Below are 19,218 nucleotides of genomic sequence, written 5' to 3' on the forward strand. Positions count from 1 at the left end.
CGCCGATGGCGTCGGCGCTCGTGGATCCGGGAACCGCGCCACCGGGAGGAGCGCACAGCGGAAGAGGACTCGGCCCGCGCTCCTCGGCACGCTGAAATTCGCGACCTCCCCCACTCGCGCCCGTCCCCGTGTCGTCCGAATGACGCCATGGCCGGCGGAAAAGGGGCCACCTCAAGCTCGTAGAGGAATTCGGAATGGACAAGGCGAACGTATTCGCTGATCTGGCGGACGACTGCGCGGAGCTCGATCAGATCCTGGCCGACCTGGGTCCTGAGGACTGGACCCGTTCGACACCGGCGCACGGCTGGCAGGTGCGGCACCAGGTCGCCCACCTGTGCGCGGTCTTCCGGATGGCCGCCGTCGCGGCATCCGACGCCCCGGCGTTCCAGGCGCTGACGGCGCAACTCGGCGACGACTTCGACGCCAACGTGACCGCCGCGCTGTCCCGGTACCTCGACACCGGCTCGGCGGCGCTGCGCGGACGGTGGCGCGAGGAGTGGACCGACGCGGTCGAGGCGCTCGCCGCCGTACCGGCGGGGCAGACGGTGCCCTGGCTCGTCCGCCCGTTGCCGGCGCCGGTGCTCGCCGCCGCCGGGATGATGGAGCTGTTCGGCCACGGTCAGGACATCGCCGACACCCTGGGGACACGGCGCGACCACACCGACCGGATCCGGCACGTCGTCGCCTTCGCCGTGCAGACGTGGGACTTCGGCTACCTGAGCCGCAACCTGACCCCGCCCCAGCGGGGTTTCCGGTACGAGCTGACCGCCCCTTCGGGCGCGCTGTGGGTGTACGGACCGGAGGACGCCGAACTGATCACCGGCCCCGCCGTCGACCTCTGCCTTCTCGCCACCCGCCGACGGCACCGGGACGACCTCGCGCTGACCGCCGTCGGCGCCGACGCCGACCGCTGGCTGGACATCGCGCAGGCCTACCGCGGCCCGGCTGGTCCGGGACGCCGGCCGGGTCAGTTCGACCCGCCCGCGGCCACCGCGGGCGGCCCGTCGCACACCCTGGACGGGCAACCGTGACGGCCGGGCAGCCGACGCCCGACCCGGTACGGACGGCGACGCTCGAAGCGTTCGCCGACACGATCATCCCCGGGACGAAACGCTTCCCCGGCGATCGGGCCATCGCGGGCGTCGTGGACGACGCCGGCGCCGTGGAAGCCGGCGCCCTCGACCTGCTCGCACACCCCGCCCTCGGGCTGGCCGAGGCGCTCGACGGCATGGCCGGGCTGCTCAACATGCACGCGCAGGCCCACGCTCGGGCCCGACAACTCACCCTGGACCCGGCGGTGCCCGCGTTCGTCGCCCTCGAATTCGACGACCGCACGGCCCTCGTGCAGGACCTCACCGACCCGTCCCACCCCGAACGCGAGGTGTGGTTCGGCGCTGCCCTCTTCTGCACGATGGCGTTCGACAGCGCGCCGCACCTGTCCACCGCGGAGGCCCTCGACCAGGGGCACCCCGGCTTGTCCGTCCTCGGCTTCAGCAAACCGGACGAGGACGGCCTCTGGCGGTTCCCGCACTTCTCCTACCAGCGGCAGCTCGCCGACATCCACCCGCAGACCACGGCGACGGGAAGCCCCGCATGACCAGCATCGAGCAGACCGACGTCATCGTCGTGGGCAGCGGCTTCGGCGGCGCGATCCCGGCGTACCACCTCGCGGCCGGTGGCGCCCGGGTCGTGGTGCTGGAGCGAGGTCCATGGCTCGACAGCAGCGAGTTCGACCACGACTTCCTCCTCGGCTCGTCCTACACCCGGATCTTCGACTTCACGGTCGGCGACGGCATGAGCGTTCTCGCGGGCAACTGCGTCGGCGGCGGCAGCGTCGTCTACTTCGCCACCATGCCGCGGGCGCCCCGCTTCGTCTTCGAACGCACCGGCGGCCTCGGGCGGCGGATGTGGCCGGCCTCGATCAACCGCGACACCCTGGACCCGTGGTACGACATCGTCAGCGAGGCGCTGCCCGTCACCGAGCAGTCCTGGAACGACGTGCCGTTCGCCGGCGGCCTGTTCGCCGCCGCCTGCGCCCACGCCGGTCGGACCGCGAACCCGGTCCCGTCGGCGATCGACAAGCCCAGGTGCACCAACTGCAACTGGATGATGGCCGGCTGCCGCTTCGACGCCAAGCGCTCCCTGCTGCTGAACTACCTGCCCGCCGCGCTCGCGCACGGCGCGCAGATCCGGCCGCTGCACGAGGTGCAGCGGCTGTCCCGGACCCCGGAGGGCGGCTACCGGGTCCACTACGACGTCATCGACGACGAGGACTACCGCGTCACCCGCGGCGGCGGGGTGATCGAGGCGAAGATGGTGGTGCTCGCGGCCGGAGCCGGCGCCACCCCGGTCATCCTCCAGCGCTCCGAGTCGGAACTCGGCACGATGCCACCGGCGGTCGGCCGCTACTTCTCCGGCAACGGGGAACGCCTGAACACCGCCGTCGTGAACGACGAACGGGCCCGCGAGCTCCTCGGTCTGGACCGCGGTGACGGCACGGCGTACGAGGCGCACCAGATCGGGAAGGGCCCGTGCGTGGCCACCTGGGACAAGCTCGACGGGTCGCTGCCCGAGTACAGCCGCTACTCGCTGGAGCAGCTGTACTTCCCACCGGGCCTGGGCACCATCCTCGCCCAGGCGCCCGGCGCCGCCGGGCCGACCTGGTTCGGCCGGGAGAAGAAGGAGATGCTGCGCCAGTGGCGCTCCTGGCTGACGGTGTTCGCCATGACGGAGGACGACAACGAGGGCGTCTTCGGGGCGCCCCCGGCGCGCGGCAACGCGGAGCGGATCGCGCAGCAGATGCTCGGCCGTGGTTCGCTGCGCTACGACCCGACGGAGAACACGCTCCGGGGCTGGGCCGAGTCCGACGCCGACGTCCGGGACATCCTGGAACGCGACGGTCTGGCCCGGGTGCGCCCGTGGACGAACGACCAGGTCGGCGCGTACACCGTGCACCCGTTGTCGTCCTGCCGCATCGGTGACGACCCGGCGACGTCGGCCCTCGACGACCGGCACGAGCTCCGCGACCATCCCGGCATCTTCGTCACCGACGGGTCGGCGGTGCCGGCGGCGCTGACCGTCAATCCGGCGCTGACGATCGCGGCCCTGGCCGAACGCGCGGTGCCGGGTCTGGTGCGTGCCGCGCAGCAGCGCGGCATCGCGGTAACGTACGGCGCGCCGTCGCCGGACGGCACCCGGGCAGGGGACCCGAGCCTGCGACGGTTCAGGTGAACGGCAGCCCGACTCAGGGCGGCGGGGTGCCCATGGGCGCCCTGCTCGCCCGGCTGACCCGTGGGATCACCCAGAGCCACATCGAGCACCTGAGCCCCGTGCCGGCGCGGGGTGCGCCCGCCGCGGTCCGGCACGTCTACCGGCGGCTCGAACGGGAGTTCGGCCTGCTCGCGCCGCCGGTGACCCTGCACGCCGCCTCTCCCCCCGTGCTCGCCGCCTGTTGGCTGATGCTGCGGGAGGCACTGCTGGTCGACGGTCTGGTCCGGCGTGACACGAAGGAGGCGGTGGCCGCGGCGGTGTCCCTGGCCAACCGTTGCCCGTACTGCGTGGACGTTCACGGCAGCGCCCTGCGGGGGCTGCTGCGCGGGCCGGACGCCCGCGCCCTGGTCGACGACCGGCTCACCGAGGTCGCCGAGCCACGGCTGCGGGCGATCGTCGAGTGGTTCCGCCACGACGGCACCCCCGCCGGGGCGGTGCTCCCGCCACGGGTGGATCCCGCCGAGATCCCGGAACTCATCGGTGTCGCGGTGCTGTTCCACTACCTCAATCGCATGGTGAACGTCTTCCTGGCCCCGTCCCCGCTGCCCGTCGCGATGACTCCGCGCGCGGCCCGGGTCGCGCGCTGGCTCGCCGCCGTGACGATGGCCCGGCTCGCTCGCCGGGGTGTCGCCCCCGGAGCGGACCTCGACCTGCTTCCACCGGCGCCGCTGCCGCCCGATCTCGGTTGGGCCCGCCCGAACGCCAGCCTGACCACCGCCTTCGCCCGGGCCAGTGCCGCCGTCGACGATGCCGCGGAACGTGTCGTGCCCGCATCCGTTCGGGGGCTTCTGCTGGACCTCCTGGCCGGCCCGGCGGGCCTGCGCGCGGTCACGGACCGGGCCGGGTTGGAGGCGTCGCTCGAGACCCTGCCGAAGTCGGACCGGGCGGGTGGGCGCCTGGCCCTGACCGCCGCCTTCTTCTCCTACCGGGTCACCGACGCCATGGTGGCGGGCAACCGGCTGGGCGGCTGCGACGACCGCCGCCTGCTGGAGCTGGTCTCCTGGGCCAGCCTGACGGCGGCCCGGGCCGCCGGGCGGCAGCTACAGGCCGCCTGGCAGGGCGCCCCGGGCGCGGTGCCGCCCAGAGAGCGGAGGGGATGACGTTGGAGGTCATCCCGCCGCTGGCACCGGAGACCCTGCTCGTCTTCCTGATCGCCGTCACCGTCCTGCTACTGACGGCCCGGGTCCTCGGACGGCTGGCCGCCCGGGTCGGCATGCCCGCCATCGTCGGCGAGCTGCTCGCCGGGGTGCTTCTCGGCCCCTCCCTGCTCGGGCACCTGTTCCCGCAGGCGGCCCGGCTCCTGTTGCCCACCGAAGCCGGTGACATGCACCTGATCGACGCGGTCGGGCAGTTCGGCGTGCTGCTCCTCGTCGGCATCACCGGCACCCACCTCGACCTGGGTATGCTGCGCAGCAAGCGGCGTACCGCGGTCGTGGTGAGCCTGTGCGGACTGCTGCTGCCGCTGCTCGGTGGGGCCGGCCTCGGGCTGCTGATGACCGCGCCGGCGGGTGACGGGACGGCCGACCGGGTGCTGTTCGCGCTCTTCCTCGCCGTGGCGATGGGAGTGACCGCGCTGCCTGTCATCGCCAAGACCCTGACCGACATGGGCCTTCTGCACCGCACCGTGGGCCAGCTCATCCTCATGGCGGGCACCGTCGACGACGCGGTGTGCTGGTTCCTGCTCTCACTTCTGGTCGCGGCCGCCACGGTCGGCGTGAGCGCCGGCTCGGTGGCCGTGTCGGTCGCGGCACTGGTCGGCTTCGTCATCTTCGTGTCGACCGTCGGCCGGGTCCTGGTGCGAGCGGTGATGCGGCGCGTGGCCCGGTCGGACGAGGCGGGACCCACGGTCGCCGCCACCGTGGTCGTCGTGCTGATCGGTGCGGGGCTGACCCACGGGCTGGGCATGGAGGCCGCGCTCGGGGCGTTCGTCGCGGGCCTGCTCATCCGCGTCCCGGATCCGGCGAAGCTCGCGCCGCTACGGACGGTCGTGCTCACCGTGCTCGCGCCGATCTTCCTCGCCAGCGCCGGTCTACGAATGGACCTGACGGCACTGCGCGACCCCGGCCTCGCGCTGACGGCGGCGGCGGTGGTCACCGTGGCCATTGCCGGCAAGTTCGCGGGCGCCTACCTGGGTGCCCGGCTCAGTGGGCTGACGAGCTGGGAGGGACTGGCCGTCGGGGCGGGCATGAACGCCCGCGGCGTGGTGGAGGTGATCGTGGCGATGGTGGGTCTGCGGCTGGGCGTCTTCGACGTGGACATGTACACCATCGTCATCCTCGTCGCGATCGTGACCTCGGTGATGGCGCCGCCGATGCTGCGGATGACGCTCCGCCGGGTGCGGGTCGAACCGGAGGAGCGGCGCCGGCTGCTGCGTATCGAGGGCAGGGAGCCCGCGCCGGCGTCGCAGGCGTCTCGATAGCCACGTCCGGTCACGGCCGCGGACCACGGTCCGCGGCCGTCGCCGTCTGCCGGCCGCGACCGACGAGGCCGACGACCTCCACGCCCGGGCGCGGCGGTCCGGAATCCGGGCCGCCGCACGGCGTGGCTGGTTCCCCTCCGACGCGGCTCTCCGTCCGTGGTGTCCCCGGAATCGGCGCCGAGGCGGGGCGGTGGGACCGGCTCGGGTATGGCAACCTGGCTCAGACGATGCGGACGTGGGGGGCGTAGAGGATCCACCGGCCGCCCTGCTCGACGAACTGGCGCTCCTTGGCCATGATCTCCTCCGCGTGGTTCCAGGCGAGCAGCAGTGCGTAGTCGGGATAGGGGTCCGAGAACGCCGCGTAGGGACGTACCGGAATGTGTGCGCCCGGCGACAGACGGCCCTGCTTCTCCGGTGTGGTGTCACAGATGAACGGCACCAGGTCGGGTCCGATTCCGCAGTAGTTGGTGACGGTCGCGCTCTTGGACGTGGCGCCGTAGCCGACCACCCGCCGGCCCGCGTCACGCAGGTCGGTCAGGAGTGCGACCAGATCCGTACGGATGCGCTCGATCTGTCGGCCGAAGCGGAGGTACGTCTCGTGCTCTCCGATGCCGTAGCGGGCCTCCTCGTCGACCATGCGCGCCACACTCGGCCGGCGCTCGCGGGAGCCGGGGCGGGCGACGGTGTAGCGCACCGACCCGCCGTGGATCGGGATGCGCTCCACGTCGACCAGCTCGAAGCCGAGCCGGGCCACCATCGCGTCCACCGACCGTACGGCGAACAGGTAGAAGTGCTCGTCGTAGATCTGGTCGAAGTACGCGTACTCGACGATGTCGCTGACGTACCGGTCCTCGAAAACGAAGATCCCGTCGGCCGTGAGCAACCGGTCGACCCCGCGGAAGACCGTGTCGATGTCGGCGACGTGGCTGACCGTGTTCGCCGAGAAGATGACCTTCGCGGGACCATCGGTGGCGAGGATCTCAGCGGCGGAGCGCTCGTCGAAGAAGTCGACCCTGACCCTGACCCCGCTGGCCGCCGCGGCCGCGGCGGCGCCGGCGGACGGGTCGACCCCGAGATGCCGTACGCCCGCGGCGCTGAGCCTGCGGAGCATGATGCCGTCGTTGCTGCCGATCTCGACGACCAGGTCGTCGACGCCGGTCAGCTCGGTGTCCCGCAGCAGGTGGGCCACCTCCTCGAAGTGGCTGCACAGGCCGGCGGAGGTGGACGACCGGTAGGGGTAGTCCGGCCGGAACATGTTGTCCGTCGGCATCGGCTCCAGCTGCTGCACCATCGTGCAGTCGGCGCAGATGCCCACCGCCAGCCGGAAGAAGGTCTCGGAGTCGACTTCCTCGGGCATGAGGAAGGCGTTGGAGACCGGCTGCCTTCCGAGATCCACCCACTCCCGCACGGGCCCCGCACACAGTCGGCATGCCGGGGCGGCTGACACCAGCTCGCGGCCATTCACGTCGTCATGCTCCTTCACGGTGTCGCACACCGTCGGTCGCCCGCGCCTGCCGCCGCCCCGCCGAACCGGCGGATGACCAGATACGGCAACGGCACACGTCGACGCCGGTCCGAGAGGCGGTGGCGTCGCGGCGTCGGCAGCGGCCCTGAGCAGGTGCCGACGATGGTGCGGGAGGCGGCCCTTCCGCCGTCGCACCGCCATCGTCGCGGCACCGCGGACCTCCCGGCATTTCTCAGGGTGCTCGACCTGGGGATGTGCGGCGGTACGCCCGGTCCGGGGCCGCGCGACGGTGGCCGGCGGCGACGGACCCGGTCCTGGGCCGCCCGTGGTCGCCGACCGGTCGGCACCGCAACGGGGAAGATGCCGGCGGCTCGGCCCGGGAACGAGGATCGGTTGGCATCGGGCGGGACGCAGCGTATCCCCAGTTCACCGTCTGCAGAGACTGCGGCCAATGGCTGCCGATTCCCCCGGCGTTTCTCCCGGTCCGACGCTGCGGCAACAGCGTCGGCCCGGGAGTTGGTCTTGTGTACCGAGGATGAGGAGACGCGTATGGCCAGGGCCACATCACCGGGCGGCGTGCCGGGCCCGCCGAACCGCCCGACGGCAGGGGCCTCCGCGCCCCGGGCCGAGAGGACCTGACGTGGGTACGCGAACCACGGTGGCCGTCGTCGGCATGGGCTACGTCGGGTCGTGCGTCGCCGCGACGCTCGCCGACCGCGGTCTCCACGTCATCGGAATCGACACCGACGCCGACCTCGTGGACCGGCTGAACAGCGGCACCACGCCGCTGCGGGAGCCAGGGCTCGCCGACCGCATCCAGGCCGGGGTCGGCAGCGGCCGTCTCCGGTCGACGACCGACCACCGCGCGTCGACGGAGGCCGACGTCGTCCTCCTCACGGTCGCCACGCCGGTACGGTCCGACGGGTCGCTGGCCGACGACCACCTACGCGCCGCCTGCACGGCACTGGCCCAGCACCTGCGCGCGGGACAACTGGTGATTCTCAAGAGCACCGTCCCTCCGGGAACGACCCGGGACCTCGTCCGTCCCCTGCTGGAGGCGAGCGGCCTGCGGGCCGGGGCAGACTTCGCCCTGGCCTTCGCGCCCGAACGCCTGGCCGAGGGGACCGCGATGACCGAGCTGCGGACCCTGCCGGTCGTCGTCGGTGGCCTCGACCCCGACAGCACCCGGGCCGCAGCGGACTTCCTGGGCCACGCGCTCGGGACCAAGGTCCTCACCCAGGACTCCCTGGAGGCGGCCGAGGTCGTCAAGCTCGCCGACAACTGGTGGATCGACCTCAACATCGCCCTCGCCAACGAGCTGGCCATGTTCTGCGACCTGTTCGGGGTGGACGTGCTGGACGTCATCAGCGCCGCCAACTCCATCCCGAAGGGGAACGGACACGTGAACATCCTGCGACCGAGCGTCGGCGTCGGCGGTTCCTGCCTGACGAAGGATCCCTGGATGGTGTGGCGGTCCGCCCGCCGGCACGGGCTGGACATCGCTACCGCGCGGGTGGGTCGCGAGGTCAACCAGCAGATGCCCGGCTACGCCGCCCGGCTGGTCCTGGACGACCTCGCGGCCCGCGGGGTGGCCCCGTCGGCGGCGACGGTGGCGATCCTGGGGCTGGCCTTCAAGAACGACACAGGGGACCTGCGCGCCACGCCGACCCGCGGCGTGGTCGACGCTCTGTCGGCCGCGGGCGTGCGGGTGCGAATCCACGATCCGTTGGTCGACCCGGTCCACGCACGCGAGACCTTCGGGCTACCCGTCACGGCGACGGTCGAGGAGGCGGTGCGCGACGCCCACTGCGTCGCCCTGCTGGCCATGCATCGGGAGTTCAGGTCCCTCGACTTCGCCGAGCTGCCCGTCGCCGAAGGCTGCCTCGTCCTCGACGGTCGCGCCTACCTGCCCAAGGAGGAGATCGCCATGTTGGAACGACTGGGCTACACCTACCGCGGGGTGGGCCGATGAGCGCGCCCCGGGTCGTCGTCACGGGGGGACACGGCTTCATCGGCAGTCACCTCGCGGAGCGGCTCGTCACCGCCGGGGCGGACGTGACCGTCCTGGACGGCGGCGACCCGGCACCGCACCTCGACCTGCTGCGCCGGCACACCCGGCACGTCCGAGGGGACATCCGCGACCCGGACCGGCTGGCGGAGGCGATCGCCCCTGGGGTGGACCTGGTCTACCACCTCGCCGCGGCGGTCGGCGTGGACACCTACCTGAGCGACCCGCTGGAGGTGATCGACACCAACTTCGTCGGGACGATGCGGGTACTGGAGCGGGCCACGGAGGTCGGGGCGCGGGTCGTCGTCGCCAGCACCAGCGAGGTCTTCGGCAAGAATCCTGCCGTGCCCTGGAGCGAGGACGCCGACCGGGTCCTCGGCCCGACCACCGCCCAGCGGTGGTGCTACTCCTCCAGCAAGGGGCTCGCCGAGCACCTCACCTTCGGCTTCGTGCAGCAGCACGGCCTCGCCGCGTCCGTGGTCCGCTACTTCAACGTCTACGGTCCCCGCCAGCGGCCCGCCTACGTGATCAGCCGCAGCGTCCACCGGGCACTGAACGGCCGGCCGCCGATCGTCTACGACCAGGGACGGCAGACCCGCAGCTTCACGTACGTCGCCGACGCCGTCGAGGGCACCATCCTCGTCGGAGCATGCGACCGGGGCATCGGCGAGGCGTTCAACATCGGCAGCATGCGGGAGACCACCATCGCCGAGGCCGTCGCTCTCGTGGGCGCCGTGAGCGGAGCCGCGCAGAGCGCCGTCGCCGCCGACACGGCGAAGCAACTCGGCGCCGCGTACCAGGACCTGCCACGGCGCATCCCCGACGCCACCCGAGCGAGGACGCTCCTCGGCTGGAGCGCGCAGACGCGGCTGCGGGAGGGCCTGACGCGGACCGTGGAGTGGGCGCGCGCCAACCCGTGGTGGCTGGCCCTGCCCGACAGCGGTGCCGGCCGGTGAGCGCCAGGACACGTCCGCTCACCGGGGACGAGTACGTCGAGTCGCTGCGCGACGGTCGGGCGGTCTACCTCCACGGTGAGCGGATCCGTGACGTGACGGTCCATCCCGGCTTCCGCAACCCGGTCCGGATGACGGCGCGGCTGTACGACGCACTGCACGCCGAGGAGCACCGTCCGGTGCTCACCACGGCCTGCGACGCTCCGGGGAGCGACGGCTACACGCACCGGTTCTTCACGACCCCACGCAGCGCGGAGGACCTGGTCGCCGACGCGGGCGCCATCGCCGCCTGGGCCCGGATGAGTTACGGCTGGCTGGGGCGCAGCCCCGACTACAAGGCGTCGTTCCTCGGCACCCTGGGCGCCAACGCCGCCTTCTACGAGCCCTTCGCCGACAACGCGCGACGGTGGTACCGGCAGTCGCAGGAGAAGGTGCTCTACTGGAGCCACGCCATCGTCCACCCACCGGTGGACCGATCGCGTCGGCCGGACGAGGTGGCGGACGTGTTCGTGCACGTCGAGCGGGAGACCGACGCGGGTGTGGTGGTCAGCGGCGCCAAGGTGGTCGCCACCGGTTCGGCCCTGACCGACCACATCTTCGTCGCCCACTACGGCCTTCCCGTGGCCAAGCGGGAATTCGCGCTGGTGGCCGCCGTGCCCACCGACGCGCCGGGGGTCAAGCTGATCTGCCGCCCGTCCTACACGGCCACCGCGAACGTGACGGGAAGCCCGTTCGACTACCCGTTGTCGTCCCGGCTGGACGAGAACGACACGATCCTCGTCCTCGATCAGGTCCTGATCCCGTGGGAGAACGTCTTCGTCTACGGCGACCTGGCCAAGGTGCAGACGTTCGCGGGGCGGTCGGGCTTCACCGAGCGGTTCACCTTCCACGGGTCTGTCCGGCTCTCGGTGAAGCTGGAGTTCCTGGCCGGCCTGCTGGCCAAGGCGCTCGAGACGACCGGCACCGCGGACTTCAGGGGCGTGCAGAGCCGGCTGGGTGAGGTGCTGGCGTGGCGCAACCTGTTCCGCGGGCTGGCCGAGGCGGCCGCACGCGAGCCGGTGCCCTGGCACGACGGCGCCGTCCTACCGAACCCCCGGTACGGCATGGCGTACCGATGGTTCATGCAGGTGGGCTACCCCCGGGTCCGGGAGATCATCCTGCAGGACGTGGCCAGCGGCCTGATCTACGTCAACTCCGGCACGGAGGACTTCCGTAACCCGGAGCTGCGACCGTACCTCGACCGGTACCTGCGCGGTTCGCAGGGCGTCGAGGCGGTCGACCGGGTCAAGGTGATGAAGCTGCTGTGGGACGCCGTCGGCTCCGAGTTCGGCGGCCGGCACGAGTTGTACGAGCGCAACTACGCCGGCAACCACGAGAACACCCGGATCGAGTTGCTGGCCGGCGCCATGGCCGGCGGGGATCTGGACCGGTACAAGGCGCTCGCCGACGCGTGCCTCGACGAGTACGACCTCGACGGCTGGCGGGTCCCGGACCTGACGTCGTACGACGGGCCGTGGCCGATGCACGACCGGCCCTGACCCGCACGTCCCCGACCGCCACACCGCGCGTGCCGCGCCCGTCCGCGGGCGCGGCACGCGCCGTTCGTCCCGGGTCAGCTGCCCGCCATGATCTCGGCGACCGTCTCCGCGTCCCCGGCGCCGTGCGCCGCGATCAGGGCCGCGAACCGGGCCGCCGGCATGACCCGTACGCCCAGCGCTGCCGCCTTGTCCGCCTTGGAGCCGGCGCCCTCCCCGACCACGACCAGGTCGGTCCGGGCGGAGACCGACGACGAGGCGGTCCCGCCCAGTCGCTCGACCGCCTCGTTGCCCTCGTTGCGGTTGAGCCCGGGCACGGCACCGGTCACGACGACCCGCATCGGGGCTCCGTCGGGCCGGCGTAGCGGCGCCGCGACCGGCCCGGGGGCGGCGGGGCCCGCCTCGCCCGGGGCCGCCGCTCCCGGCTCGACCATGTTGACGCCACGCGCGACGAGCTTGTCGATCACGGGGGTGAGCTCGACGAGGTCGGCGGCGATCGTGGCGGCCCGGTCCGGGCCGACGCCCTCCACCCGCTGCAGGTCCTCGACGCTCGCGTCGAGCAGTGCCCGCATCGAGCCGAAGTGCCGGGCTATCCGGCGGGAGAGGGCCCGGCCGGTCATGCGCACACCGAGACCGATCAGGACGCGGGACAGGGGGCGTTGCCTGGACGCCTGGATGCTCGCGACGAGTTTCGCCGCCGAGACGCTCCCCATCCTGTCGAGGGTGACCAGGGCGGCCGGTTCGAGATCGTAGAGGTCGGCCGGATCGGTGACCAGACCGGCGGCGACCACCATCTGGATGATCTTGTCGCCGAGACCCTCGATGTCCATCGCGTCCCGGGTGGCGAAGTAGGCCAACGCCTCGTGGGCGCCGCAGGCCCGTCCACGTACACACCGCCAGCGCTTCTGCGTCCGGTCGAGCTCCCCGCCGCAGCGTGGACAGCTTCCCGGCGGCTCGTACGGCGCCGAGGCCGGGTCGCGTTCGTCGAGCTTGGCGCCGGTGATCTCCGGGATGACGTCGCCCGCCCGGCGGACGAAGACGACGTCGCCCACCCGCACGTTGCGCCGGGTCAGATCGTCGAAATTGTGCAGGGTCGCCGACGTGACGGTGACACCGCTGATCTGCACGGGCTCGAGCACCGCCACGGGGGTGACCACGCCGGTACGACCGATCTGCACCTCGATGCCCAGCAGCCTGGTGGTCCGGGTGTCCGCGGGGAACTTGTACGCCACGCCCCAGCGGGGGGCACGGCTCGACGAGCCGGCCAGCTCCCGGTCCCGCGCGCCGTCGACCTTGACGACCGCGCCGTCGACACCGAACCCGATCGTACTGCGGGCGGCACGCAGCGCCTCCACGGCGGCAAGCACCTCGTCGAGGGTGGGGCAGACCGCCAGCGGCACCGATGCGGCAAGGGTGGTCCGCACGCCCAGGTCGGCCAGCGCCGTCATGTCGGTCGAATGCGACGCCTCCCCGGTCGGCTCGGTCACCGCGCCGCGCATCCCGTAGGCGATGAAGGACAGCGGCGCGTCGTAGGCCCGTCCCTCGGCCCGCAGGGTGCCGGCTGCGGCGCTGCGGGGGTGGGCGAAGGGAGGCTCGCCGTGCCCGGTGCGCATCTCGTTGGCGATCACGAAGTCCGCGTCGGTCATGAAGACCTCGCCGCGGACCTCGATCGTGACCGGTCGGGCGAGCTGACCCGGCAGCCCGACCGCGCGCCGGGCCTGGCCGGTCACGTCCTCCCCCGCCCGTCCGTCGCCGCGGGTCGCGACCCGGACCAGCCGGCCGTCGACGTACCAGGCCGCGATCGCGAGACCGTCGATCTTCGGTTCGACCACGAAGGCGGCCACCGGGTGACCGAGCAGTTTCTCCAGGCGGTTGGCCCACCGGCGCAGCTGCTCCTCGCCGAAGACGTTGTCCAGGCCGAGCATCGGTTCGCTGTGCTCCACGTCGCCGTGCGCCGCCACGCCGGCGGCCACCGTCCCGGACGGCGAGTCCGCCGCCGTCCAGTCCGGCCGCGTCGCCTCGGTCGCCTCGACCCGCGCCAGCAACGCGTCATAGGCCGCGTCGTCCATCAACAGGTCACTGCCGTTGTGGTATGCCACGGCGGCGGCGCGAACCGCGGCGACGGCGTCGGCGTACGCGGGCCGGTCCGGGAAGGGCACGGCGAACTCGGCGTCCACGACCGGTGCCGGGGCCTCGGGCGACGGATCGGTCTGCGTGTCGGTCATGGCGGGCGGGTGCCTCCTCAACTCGGCCGTCAGCCCGCCCGCGAGGGCGGGCCTCGGGTCCGGGCGGGCTGAGACGACTGCCCGGTCAGCTGTCATCGGCGATTTCGGGCGTCCAACGCGAGGCTCTCGAGGACCGGCACGACATCGTTGGGGCTCGGCATGGCGCGCCAGACATCATAGATCGCCTCGGCGCCCTGCCGGTAGGACGGCTCGGTGAGCACGGCCAGGATCGCCTCCCGCAGCTCCGCCACCGACTGGGTCTGGTGGTCCAGCCGCACGCCGGCACCCCGGGAGACCACATAGTTCGCCACCGGGGTGGCTTCGAGCTTCTTCGCCGGCATCACCCAACGGACCGTGGGCTCCTCGCGCGCCTCCGCCTCCCGGACGCCGTACTCGACGCCGGAGCGGTAGACCCCGACGTCGTCCGGCTCCGCCTCCGGCGCGTCCTCCTCCACCCGCAGCATGATGGACTCCAGGGTGTCGCAGACGAGCTGCGGCACCCTGCTGGCCACGGCGGCCTGGAAGGTGCCGAGGCCGCCGTGGTGGATGACGGCCGAGCAGGTCGGCAGGAGCTGGTTGAGCGGAAGGTACTCGACCGTCCGCACGTTCGCCGGCGGGGTGTACCCGTCGAGCTGGACGTCGTTGAGCGTGGCGACGACCTCGACGTCCAGGTCGGCGAGGGCGTCGAGCAGCATCGGCGTCCGGTTCCAGTCCCCGCGGATGAAGCGCCGGTAGGACTCGCCGAGGGTGAGACAGATCCGGGGTCGCCGCGGCGGCTCCCGCAACCAGTCCGGCACCGGCTCCGCGCCGTTGTAGGGCACGTACCGCAGCGGAACCTTCCGGGTGCGGGTCGGCAGGCCGAGCCCGGGCGGCGCCGTGTCGATCGTCCACTGCCCGACCAACAACTCCTCGTCGAGTTCCACGCCGTAGTTCTCCGCGAGCGGGCGAACCAGGGTGGCGAGCGGGTTCTCGTCGAGGCCCGCGGCGACGAGGGCGTCCCGGCCGGCGGCCAGGCGGTCGAGACTCCAGCCCGACGGGTCGTACGCGAACACGAGCCGGGCGTGGGCCGCGCCGCACACCCGGGCCGCGACCGCGCCGGCGGCCTGGGTCAGGTCCCAGATGATCAGGTCGGGACGCCACGTCCGGGCGAACTCGATGAGGGCGTGGGGCTCGGGCCGGTCGGGGCGCAGGTAGTCCCCGGTCGGGGTCAGAAGGTACTGGTAGAAGAGGTACCAGTACTCGCGCTCCTCCGGGTTGAGGCCGAGAGCCTCCGCGTACCGCTGGGCCTCCTCCGGGCCGTGCGGCTCCAGCGGATCGTCCGAGATTCGGGCGGCCCAGGACGCGTCACCGAGCGGGACGGGGGTCAGGCCGGTGGCGGCGATGCGGTCGGCGAAGCCGCCGAAGGACGCGAGGCGCACCTCGTGGCCGGCGTTCTGCAGTGCCCACGCGGTGGGCACCATGGGGTACAGGTGGGCGATCGACGGGTCGATGGCGAACAGGACGCGCATGTCTCTCCCTCGCGGGCGTTCGGATCAGGATGTGGGGGTGCGGTGCCGGGAACGGGGACGATCCCGCCGCTCAGCGCCGCACACCGATGAGGAGCCTCCGCCCGGCCAGGCCGACGGAGAGGAAGTCGCCGCCGCAGCCGGCCGCCGCGAGCGCACTGAGGTGCTCACGGCGGCCGAACGCCCGCAGCACCCGGGTGTCCTCGACGTGCCGGACGCTGTCCCCGTCGGCGACGAGGAAGTGCCGCTCGAGGCGATGGGCGCCGTCGCGGGGTGTCCCCCGCGCCATGTGCGTGACCGGACGGCCGTCCTCGGCGCGCGTCAGCGCCTCGCGGGCGGTCCTCCGGGTCGCCTGGTCCGGCATCCAGATCGGAGCGAGGATCATCAGCCCGCCGGGCGCCAGGTGCCGGGCCAGCGCCCGCAGGACGGTCCGGTAGCCCGACAACGGGAACCGCGCCAGGGCGTCGTGCAGGCATGTGACGACGTCGAACGTGCGGCCCACGTCGAGGTGCGGCAGCTCCGCCTCGTGGATGGTGGTGCCCGGCAGCGCCTGGCGGGCCGCGGCCGCCATCGGAGCGTCGACGGCGACGCCCTCGGCGACGGCGACGTGCGGAATCAGGTGTCGCAGATGCTCACCCGCGCCGCACGCCACGTCGAGCACCGACGAGGCGTCCGGGTGACGGGCCCGGACGATACGCAGCAGAGCCTGTGCCTCCACCGCGTGGTCCCGGCCGCTGTCGACGTGGACAAGGTCGTAGAACGTGGATCGTGCTGCCTCGACAGGCATCATCACCTCCGGTTTCTCGTCCCGGCACGACGACGCCGGGGCGTCGCGTCGCACCGGTGCTGATCGCCGTGTCGGCCCGGCTGCGCGGGCATCTTCCGGTCTGCCCGCCGCCGGCCTAGGTCCGCAGCGCACGGGCGAGGGTGTCCCGGTAGCCCGCCACCAGCTCGGTCACCGTTCCCGCCCGGAACTGGCCGCGGCAGTACCCGACACTGCCCACGATGCCGCCTCCGACGTCGAACTCCACCGCCCACAGCGCCCCGTCCGGGATCTGTGAGCCCACCGGCTGCGAGCGCAACCGGCGCCGCATCGCCTGGTAGGTGAGGTCGCCGACACGCTCGCCGACGGCCATGAACGGTGACTGCACCAGCTGGAACACGCACGCCGCGTGCTCCTCACCGGCGGCGGCGCCCATCAGCTCCGGCGCCACGCCCAGCAGGTCCACGAAGGGGATCTCGTTCCGGTACGCCTCCAGGCAGGCCGTCCGAACCCGGTCGAGCAGGTCGTCGAAGCCGACGCAGCCGTCGGTCCGTACCCGCAGCGGCAACAGGTTGAAGAAGGAACCGACCATGTCGAGCGTCCAGGCCGGCCGCCGGCCGGGAGTGAAGGTCGGCATGACCACGTCGGCGCGGCCCGTGGTGTCGGCGAGGTACCGCACGTAGGCCGCGGCCATGACCATGAACGGGGTGCAGCGCCGGACGGTGGCGTAGGCCTGCACCCGGCGGCGCAGATCGTCCTCGTAGAGGAATCGGTACCACGACGTGACGTCCGGGCGCTGGTCCCCACGGGGTCGGTCCATCCGGACCGGCGTCACCGCCGCCCCGCGCAGCCGCTGCCCCCAGTACCGGCGGGCGGCGGCGAACGCCGGCGAGGCGGCGACGCGCCGCTGCCACTGCACGTACTCGCGGTACTGACGCACCGGGGGAAGGTCCGGTCGCCGTCCGGCGCGCCGCGCGGCGTAGCAGAGCGCGAGGTCCCGCAGCACCACCTGGATCGACCAGCCGTCGACGCCCGTGTGGTGGGCGGCGAGCACGAGGACCGCGTCACGGTCGTCGAAGCGACCGAGCCGGGCGTGCAGCGTGGGGCACTGGTCCATCCGTACCGGGCGGGACTCCACGTCGTTGAGCAGAAGCTCCGCCCGTTCGTCGCGGGCCGCCGGCTCGGTGGGGAGGACCTCGACCTCGAGGCGGGGTGCCCGGGCGGGCCGCACGCGCTGGTGGACGTTGCCCGGCTCCCGGACGATCGACGTGCGGAGGGACTCGTGCCGCTCGACCACGTCCGCGAGTGCTGCCCGGAGTGTCGCGACGTCGAGCGGTCCGGTGATCCGCCAGCCACCGACGATGGTGTACCGCGGCCCGAACGGGCCGGCGTCGTCGCCTCCGTCGACCATGCGGAGGAACTCCTGCTGCCGGGAGAGCGCGAACGGCTCGTCCGGCCCGGGTGCCGGCTCCGGGACGTGTTCCGGCGCGGCGGGCGCGACGCCGTCCGGCAGTGTCCACAGGGACGCCGCCGGACGGCGGTCATCCGCCGGCATGGGCCGAGCCCCCGGCCGCCGCCTCGTCGCCGGCCGGCCGGCGCCACCGCATGCCGTCGGCGGACGGGATCAGGCCGCCCGGCCGGAGCGGGTGCAGATCGTCGACGTTGCCGCCCAGGGCTGCCTGGGTCTGCACGCGAACCCCTTCCTTGAGGACCTCCCTGAGCATCGACGCGCCGAGCAGGTTGCGGTCCTCGCCCGCCTCGGAGACCGGCCCCTGGACGACCTCGGCGAGCTGCCGGAACGCCGGTTCCCGGCGCTGGATGTACGACTCGGCGTCGACCAACGCCCGCTCCTGCGACCCGGCGCCTCCGACCAGCTGCACGAATGCCTCGACGGCGCCGGCGACGTTGTCGTCGGTGATCTGCTTCGCCGTCCAGAAGTACGATTCCTCGTCCTGGTGCATGTCGTAGAAGGCGACCAGGAAGTCGTGGAAGAGGCTGTACTCGCGGCGGTAGCGCGCCTCGAACTCCTCGAAGACGCTCTCCTCGTCCAGCTCCCCGGCCAGGCAGCTGTTGATGGAGCGGGCGGCGAGCAACGCGCTGAAGGTCGCCAGATGCACCCCGGAGGAGAAGACCGGGTCGATGAAGCAGGCCGCGTCGCCGACCAGGAGCATCCCGGGCCGCGAGAAGGTGTCGTGGATGTAGGAGTAGTCCTTGCGGACGCGGACCTCGCCGTACGGGCCGCTCTCGACCCGGGTCGCGTCGGCGAGGTAGTCGGCGATCATCGGGCACTCGGCGATCAGCTGGCGCAGCACCGCCTCCCGGTCGCCCTCCCGGATCCGGTCCAGGGCCTGCGGCCGCAGCACGGCGCCGACGCTGGTGAGGGTGTCGCTCAGCGGGATGTACCAGAACCAGCCGCTGGGGAAGGCGACGGCGAGGATGTTGCCGCTGTTCGGCTCCGGTAGCCGCTTGCCGCCCTCGAAGTACCCGAAGAGCGCGAGGTTGCGGAAGAACTCCGGGTAGTGCCGGTCACCGCCGATCCGCTGGTGAATGCGGCTGCGGTGGCCGGAGGCGTCCACCACGTAGCGGCTGCGGACCTCCCGCCGGGTGCCGTCCTCGTCGTCGAACCGGACGCCGCAGACCCGGTCCCCGTCCTCCAGGACGTCCACCACGGCGCACCGCTCACGGACGGTGACCCCCTTGCGGCGGGCGTTGTCGAGCAGGATCTGATCGAACTTCATGCGTTCGACCTGGTAGGCGGTGGCACCCTCGCTGGCGAACTTGGGCGAGATCGCGAACGCGAACGTCCACGGCTCGGGGTTGCGTCCCCAGCGGAACGTCCCGCCGCGCTTGACCGGGAACCCGGCGCGGGCGAGTTCGTCGGTGACGCCGGTCAGTCGGCAGATGCCATGGATCGTGGCGGGCAGCAGTGACTCCCCGATCTGGTACCGGGGGAACGTCTCCTTCTCCAGCAGCAGGACCCGGTGCCCCTGCATCGCCACCAGCGTGGCAGCCGTGGAGCCGCCCGGCCCGCCACCGACGACGATCAGGTCGTAGTCGAAACCGTCGTTGTTCACG

14 protein-coding genes are annotated in these 19,218 nt (G+C 72.6%); 8 read left to right on the top strand and 6 right to left on the bottom strand.

Translation table 11 applies throughout. From position 1 onward, the window contains the following. The first annotated feature begins 194 nt into the window (after positions 1-194). Genes AB0L34_RS08635 through AB0L34_RS08655 form a run of 5 tightly spaced genes read left to right on the top strand, consistent with a single transcriptional unit; the run spans position 195 to position 5,689 of the window. Positions 195-1,031, top strand: coding sequence for a TIGR03084 family metal-binding protein (locus AB0L34_RS08635; RefSeq protein WP_363703103.1), 837 nt, complete (start codon positions 195-197; stop codon positions 1,029-1,031). Next, positions 1,028-1,597 carry a DUF5987 family protein gene (locus AB0L34_RS08640; RefSeq protein ID WP_363703105.1) on the top strand — a complete coding sequence of 190 codons (570 nt, stop codon included), beginning with the start codon at positions 1,028-1,030 and terminating at the stop codon, positions 1,595-1,597. Before AB0L34_RS08635 ends, AB0L34_RS08640 begins: the two co-directional genes overlap by 4 nt. Next, positions 1,594-3,231 carry a GMC family oxidoreductase gene (locus AB0L34_RS08645; protein ID WP_363703107.1) on the top strand — a complete coding sequence of 546 codons (1,638 nt, stop codon included), beginning with the start codon at positions 1,594-1,596 and terminating at the stop codon, positions 3,229-3,231. The genes AB0L34_RS08640 and AB0L34_RS08645 overlap by 4 nt, the downstream gene beginning before the upstream one ends. Continuing rightward, the gene (locus AB0L34_RS08650) at positions 3,228-4,370 is read left to right on the top strand and encodes a carboxymuconolactone decarboxylase family protein (protein WP_363703109.1); all 1,143 of its coding nucleotides are present in this window, start codon (positions 3,228-3,230) and stop codon (positions 4,368-4,370) included. The genes AB0L34_RS08645 and AB0L34_RS08650 overlap by 4 nt, the downstream gene beginning before the upstream one ends. Then, the gene (locus AB0L34_RS08655; protein ID WP_363703111.1) at positions 4,367-5,689 is read left to right on the top strand and encodes a cation:proton antiporter; all 1,323 of its coding nucleotides are present in this window, start codon (positions 4,367-4,369) and stop codon (positions 5,687-5,689) included. The genes AB0L34_RS08650 and AB0L34_RS08655 overlap by 4 nt, the downstream gene beginning before the upstream one ends. A 220-nt stretch (positions 5,690-5,909) precedes the next feature. Here AB0L34_RS08655 and AB0L34_RS08660 read toward each other — a convergent pair whose 3' ends face one another. Then, positions 5,910-7,112, bottom strand: a complete 1,203-nt coding sequence (locus AB0L34_RS08660; RefSeq protein ID WP_363703145.1) for a class I SAM-dependent methyltransferase — start codon at positions 7,110-7,112, stop codon at positions 5,910-5,912. A 700-nt stretch (positions 7,113-7,812) separates the two neighbouring features. On the opposite strand from AB0L34_RS08660, the gene AB0L34_RS08665 reads away from it, so the two are divergent. The 3 genes from AB0L34_RS08665 to AB0L34_RS08675 are packed head-to-tail and all read left to right on the top strand — an operon-like array spanning position 7,813 to position 11,653. Further along, positions 7,813-9,126, top strand: a complete 1,314-nt coding sequence (locus tag AB0L34_RS08665) for a nucleotide sugar dehydrogenase (RefSeq protein ID WP_363703147.1) — start codon at positions 7,813-7,815, stop codon at positions 9,124-9,126. Beyond that, the gene (locus AB0L34_RS08670) at positions 9,123-10,118 is read left to right on the top strand and encodes an NAD-dependent epimerase/dehydratase family protein (protein ID WP_357454345.1); all 996 of its coding nucleotides are present in this window, start codon (positions 9,123-9,125) and stop codon (positions 10,116-10,118) included. Before AB0L34_RS08665 ends, AB0L34_RS08670 begins: the two co-directional genes overlap by 4 nt. After that, positions 10,115-11,653: a 4-hydroxyphenylacetate 3-hydroxylase N-terminal domain-containing protein gene (locus tag AB0L34_RS08675; protein ID WP_363703113.1), complete on the top strand. Its 1,539-nt coding sequence runs from the start codon at positions 10,115-10,117 to the stop codon at positions 11,651-11,653. The genes AB0L34_RS08670 and AB0L34_RS08675 overlap by 4 nt, the downstream gene beginning before the upstream one ends. A 74-nt stretch (positions 11,654-11,727) precedes the next feature. On the opposite strand, the gene ligA is transcribed toward AB0L34_RS08675, so the two are convergent. The 5 genes from ligA to AB0L34_RS08700 all read right to left on the bottom strand — a co-directional run bounded on the left by ligA (position 11,728) and on the right by AB0L34_RS08700 (position 19,217). Continuing rightward, positions 11,728-13,875, bottom strand: a complete 2,148-nt coding sequence (gene ligA, locus AB0L34_RS08680) for an NAD-dependent DNA ligase LigA (protein WP_363703115.1) — start codon at positions 13,873-13,875, stop codon at positions 11,728-11,730. A gap of 92 nt (positions 13,876-13,967) precedes the next feature. After that, a complete protein-coding gene (locus AB0L34_RS08685) occupies positions 13,968-15,383 on the bottom strand; it encodes a nucleotide disphospho-sugar-binding domain-containing protein (RefSeq protein WP_363703117.1) in 1,416 nt (471 codons plus the stop codon). Between the two features lie 70 nt (positions 15,384-15,453). Continuing rightward, positions 15,454-16,167 carry a class I SAM-dependent methyltransferase gene (locus AB0L34_RS08690; protein ID WP_363703119.1) on the bottom strand — a complete coding sequence of 238 codons (714 nt, stop codon included), beginning with the start codon at positions 16,165-16,167 and terminating at the stop codon, positions 15,454-15,456. Between the two features lie 115 nt (positions 16,168-16,282). After that, positions 16,283-17,698, bottom strand: coding sequence for a condensation domain-containing protein (locus AB0L34_RS08695; protein ID WP_363703121.1), 1,416 nt, complete (start codon positions 17,696-17,698; stop codon positions 16,283-16,285). After that, positions 17,685-19,217 (bottom strand): FAD-dependent oxidoreductase, encoded by a 1,533-nt coding sequence (locus AB0L34_RS08700; protein ID WP_357454327.1) that lies wholly within the window; start codon positions 19,215-19,217, stop codon positions 17,685-17,687. The genes AB0L34_RS08695 and AB0L34_RS08700 overlap by 14 nt, the downstream gene beginning before the upstream one ends. Position 19,218 lies beyond the last annotated feature (1 nt).

Origin of the sequence: Micromonospora sp. NPDC052213, from assembly GCF_040679695.1 — a bacterium.
In the GTDB taxonomy this organism is placed as follows: domain Bacteria; phylum Actinomycetota; class Actinomycetes; order Mycobacteriales; family Micromonosporaceae; genus Micromonospora.

Coding starts and splice junctions, on each gene's coding strand:
- AB0L34_RS08635 (WP_363703103.1), top strand. CDS start 195: ATGGACAAGGCGAACGTATTCGCTGATCTGGCGGACGACTGCGCGGAG.
- AB0L34_RS08645 (WP_363703107.1), top strand. CDS start 1,594: ATGACCAGCATCGAGCAGACCGACGTCATCGTCGTGGGCAGCGGCTTC.
- AB0L34_RS08655 (WP_363703111.1), top strand. CDS start 4,367: ATGACGTTGGAGGTCATCCCGCCGCTGGCACCGGAGACCCTGCTCGTC.
- AB0L34_RS08670 (WP_357454345.1), top strand. CDS start 9,123: ATGAGCGCGCCCCGGGTCGTCGTCACGGGGGGACACGGCTTCATCGGC.
- ligA (WP_363703115.1), bottom strand. CDS start 13,875: ATGACCGACACGCAGACCGATCCGTCGCCCGAGGCCCCGGCACCGGTC.
- AB0L34_RS08685 (WP_363703117.1), bottom strand. CDS start 15,383: ATGCGCGTCCTGTTCGCCATCGACCCGTCGATCGCCCACCTGTACCCC.
- AB0L34_RS08690 (WP_363703119.1), bottom strand. CDS start 16,167: ATGCCTGTCGAGGCAGCACGATCCACGTTCTACGACCTTGTCCACGTC.
- AB0L34_RS08695 (WP_363703121.1), bottom strand. CDS start 17,698: ATGCCGGCGGATGACCGCCGTCCGGCGGCGTCCCTGTGGACACTGCCG.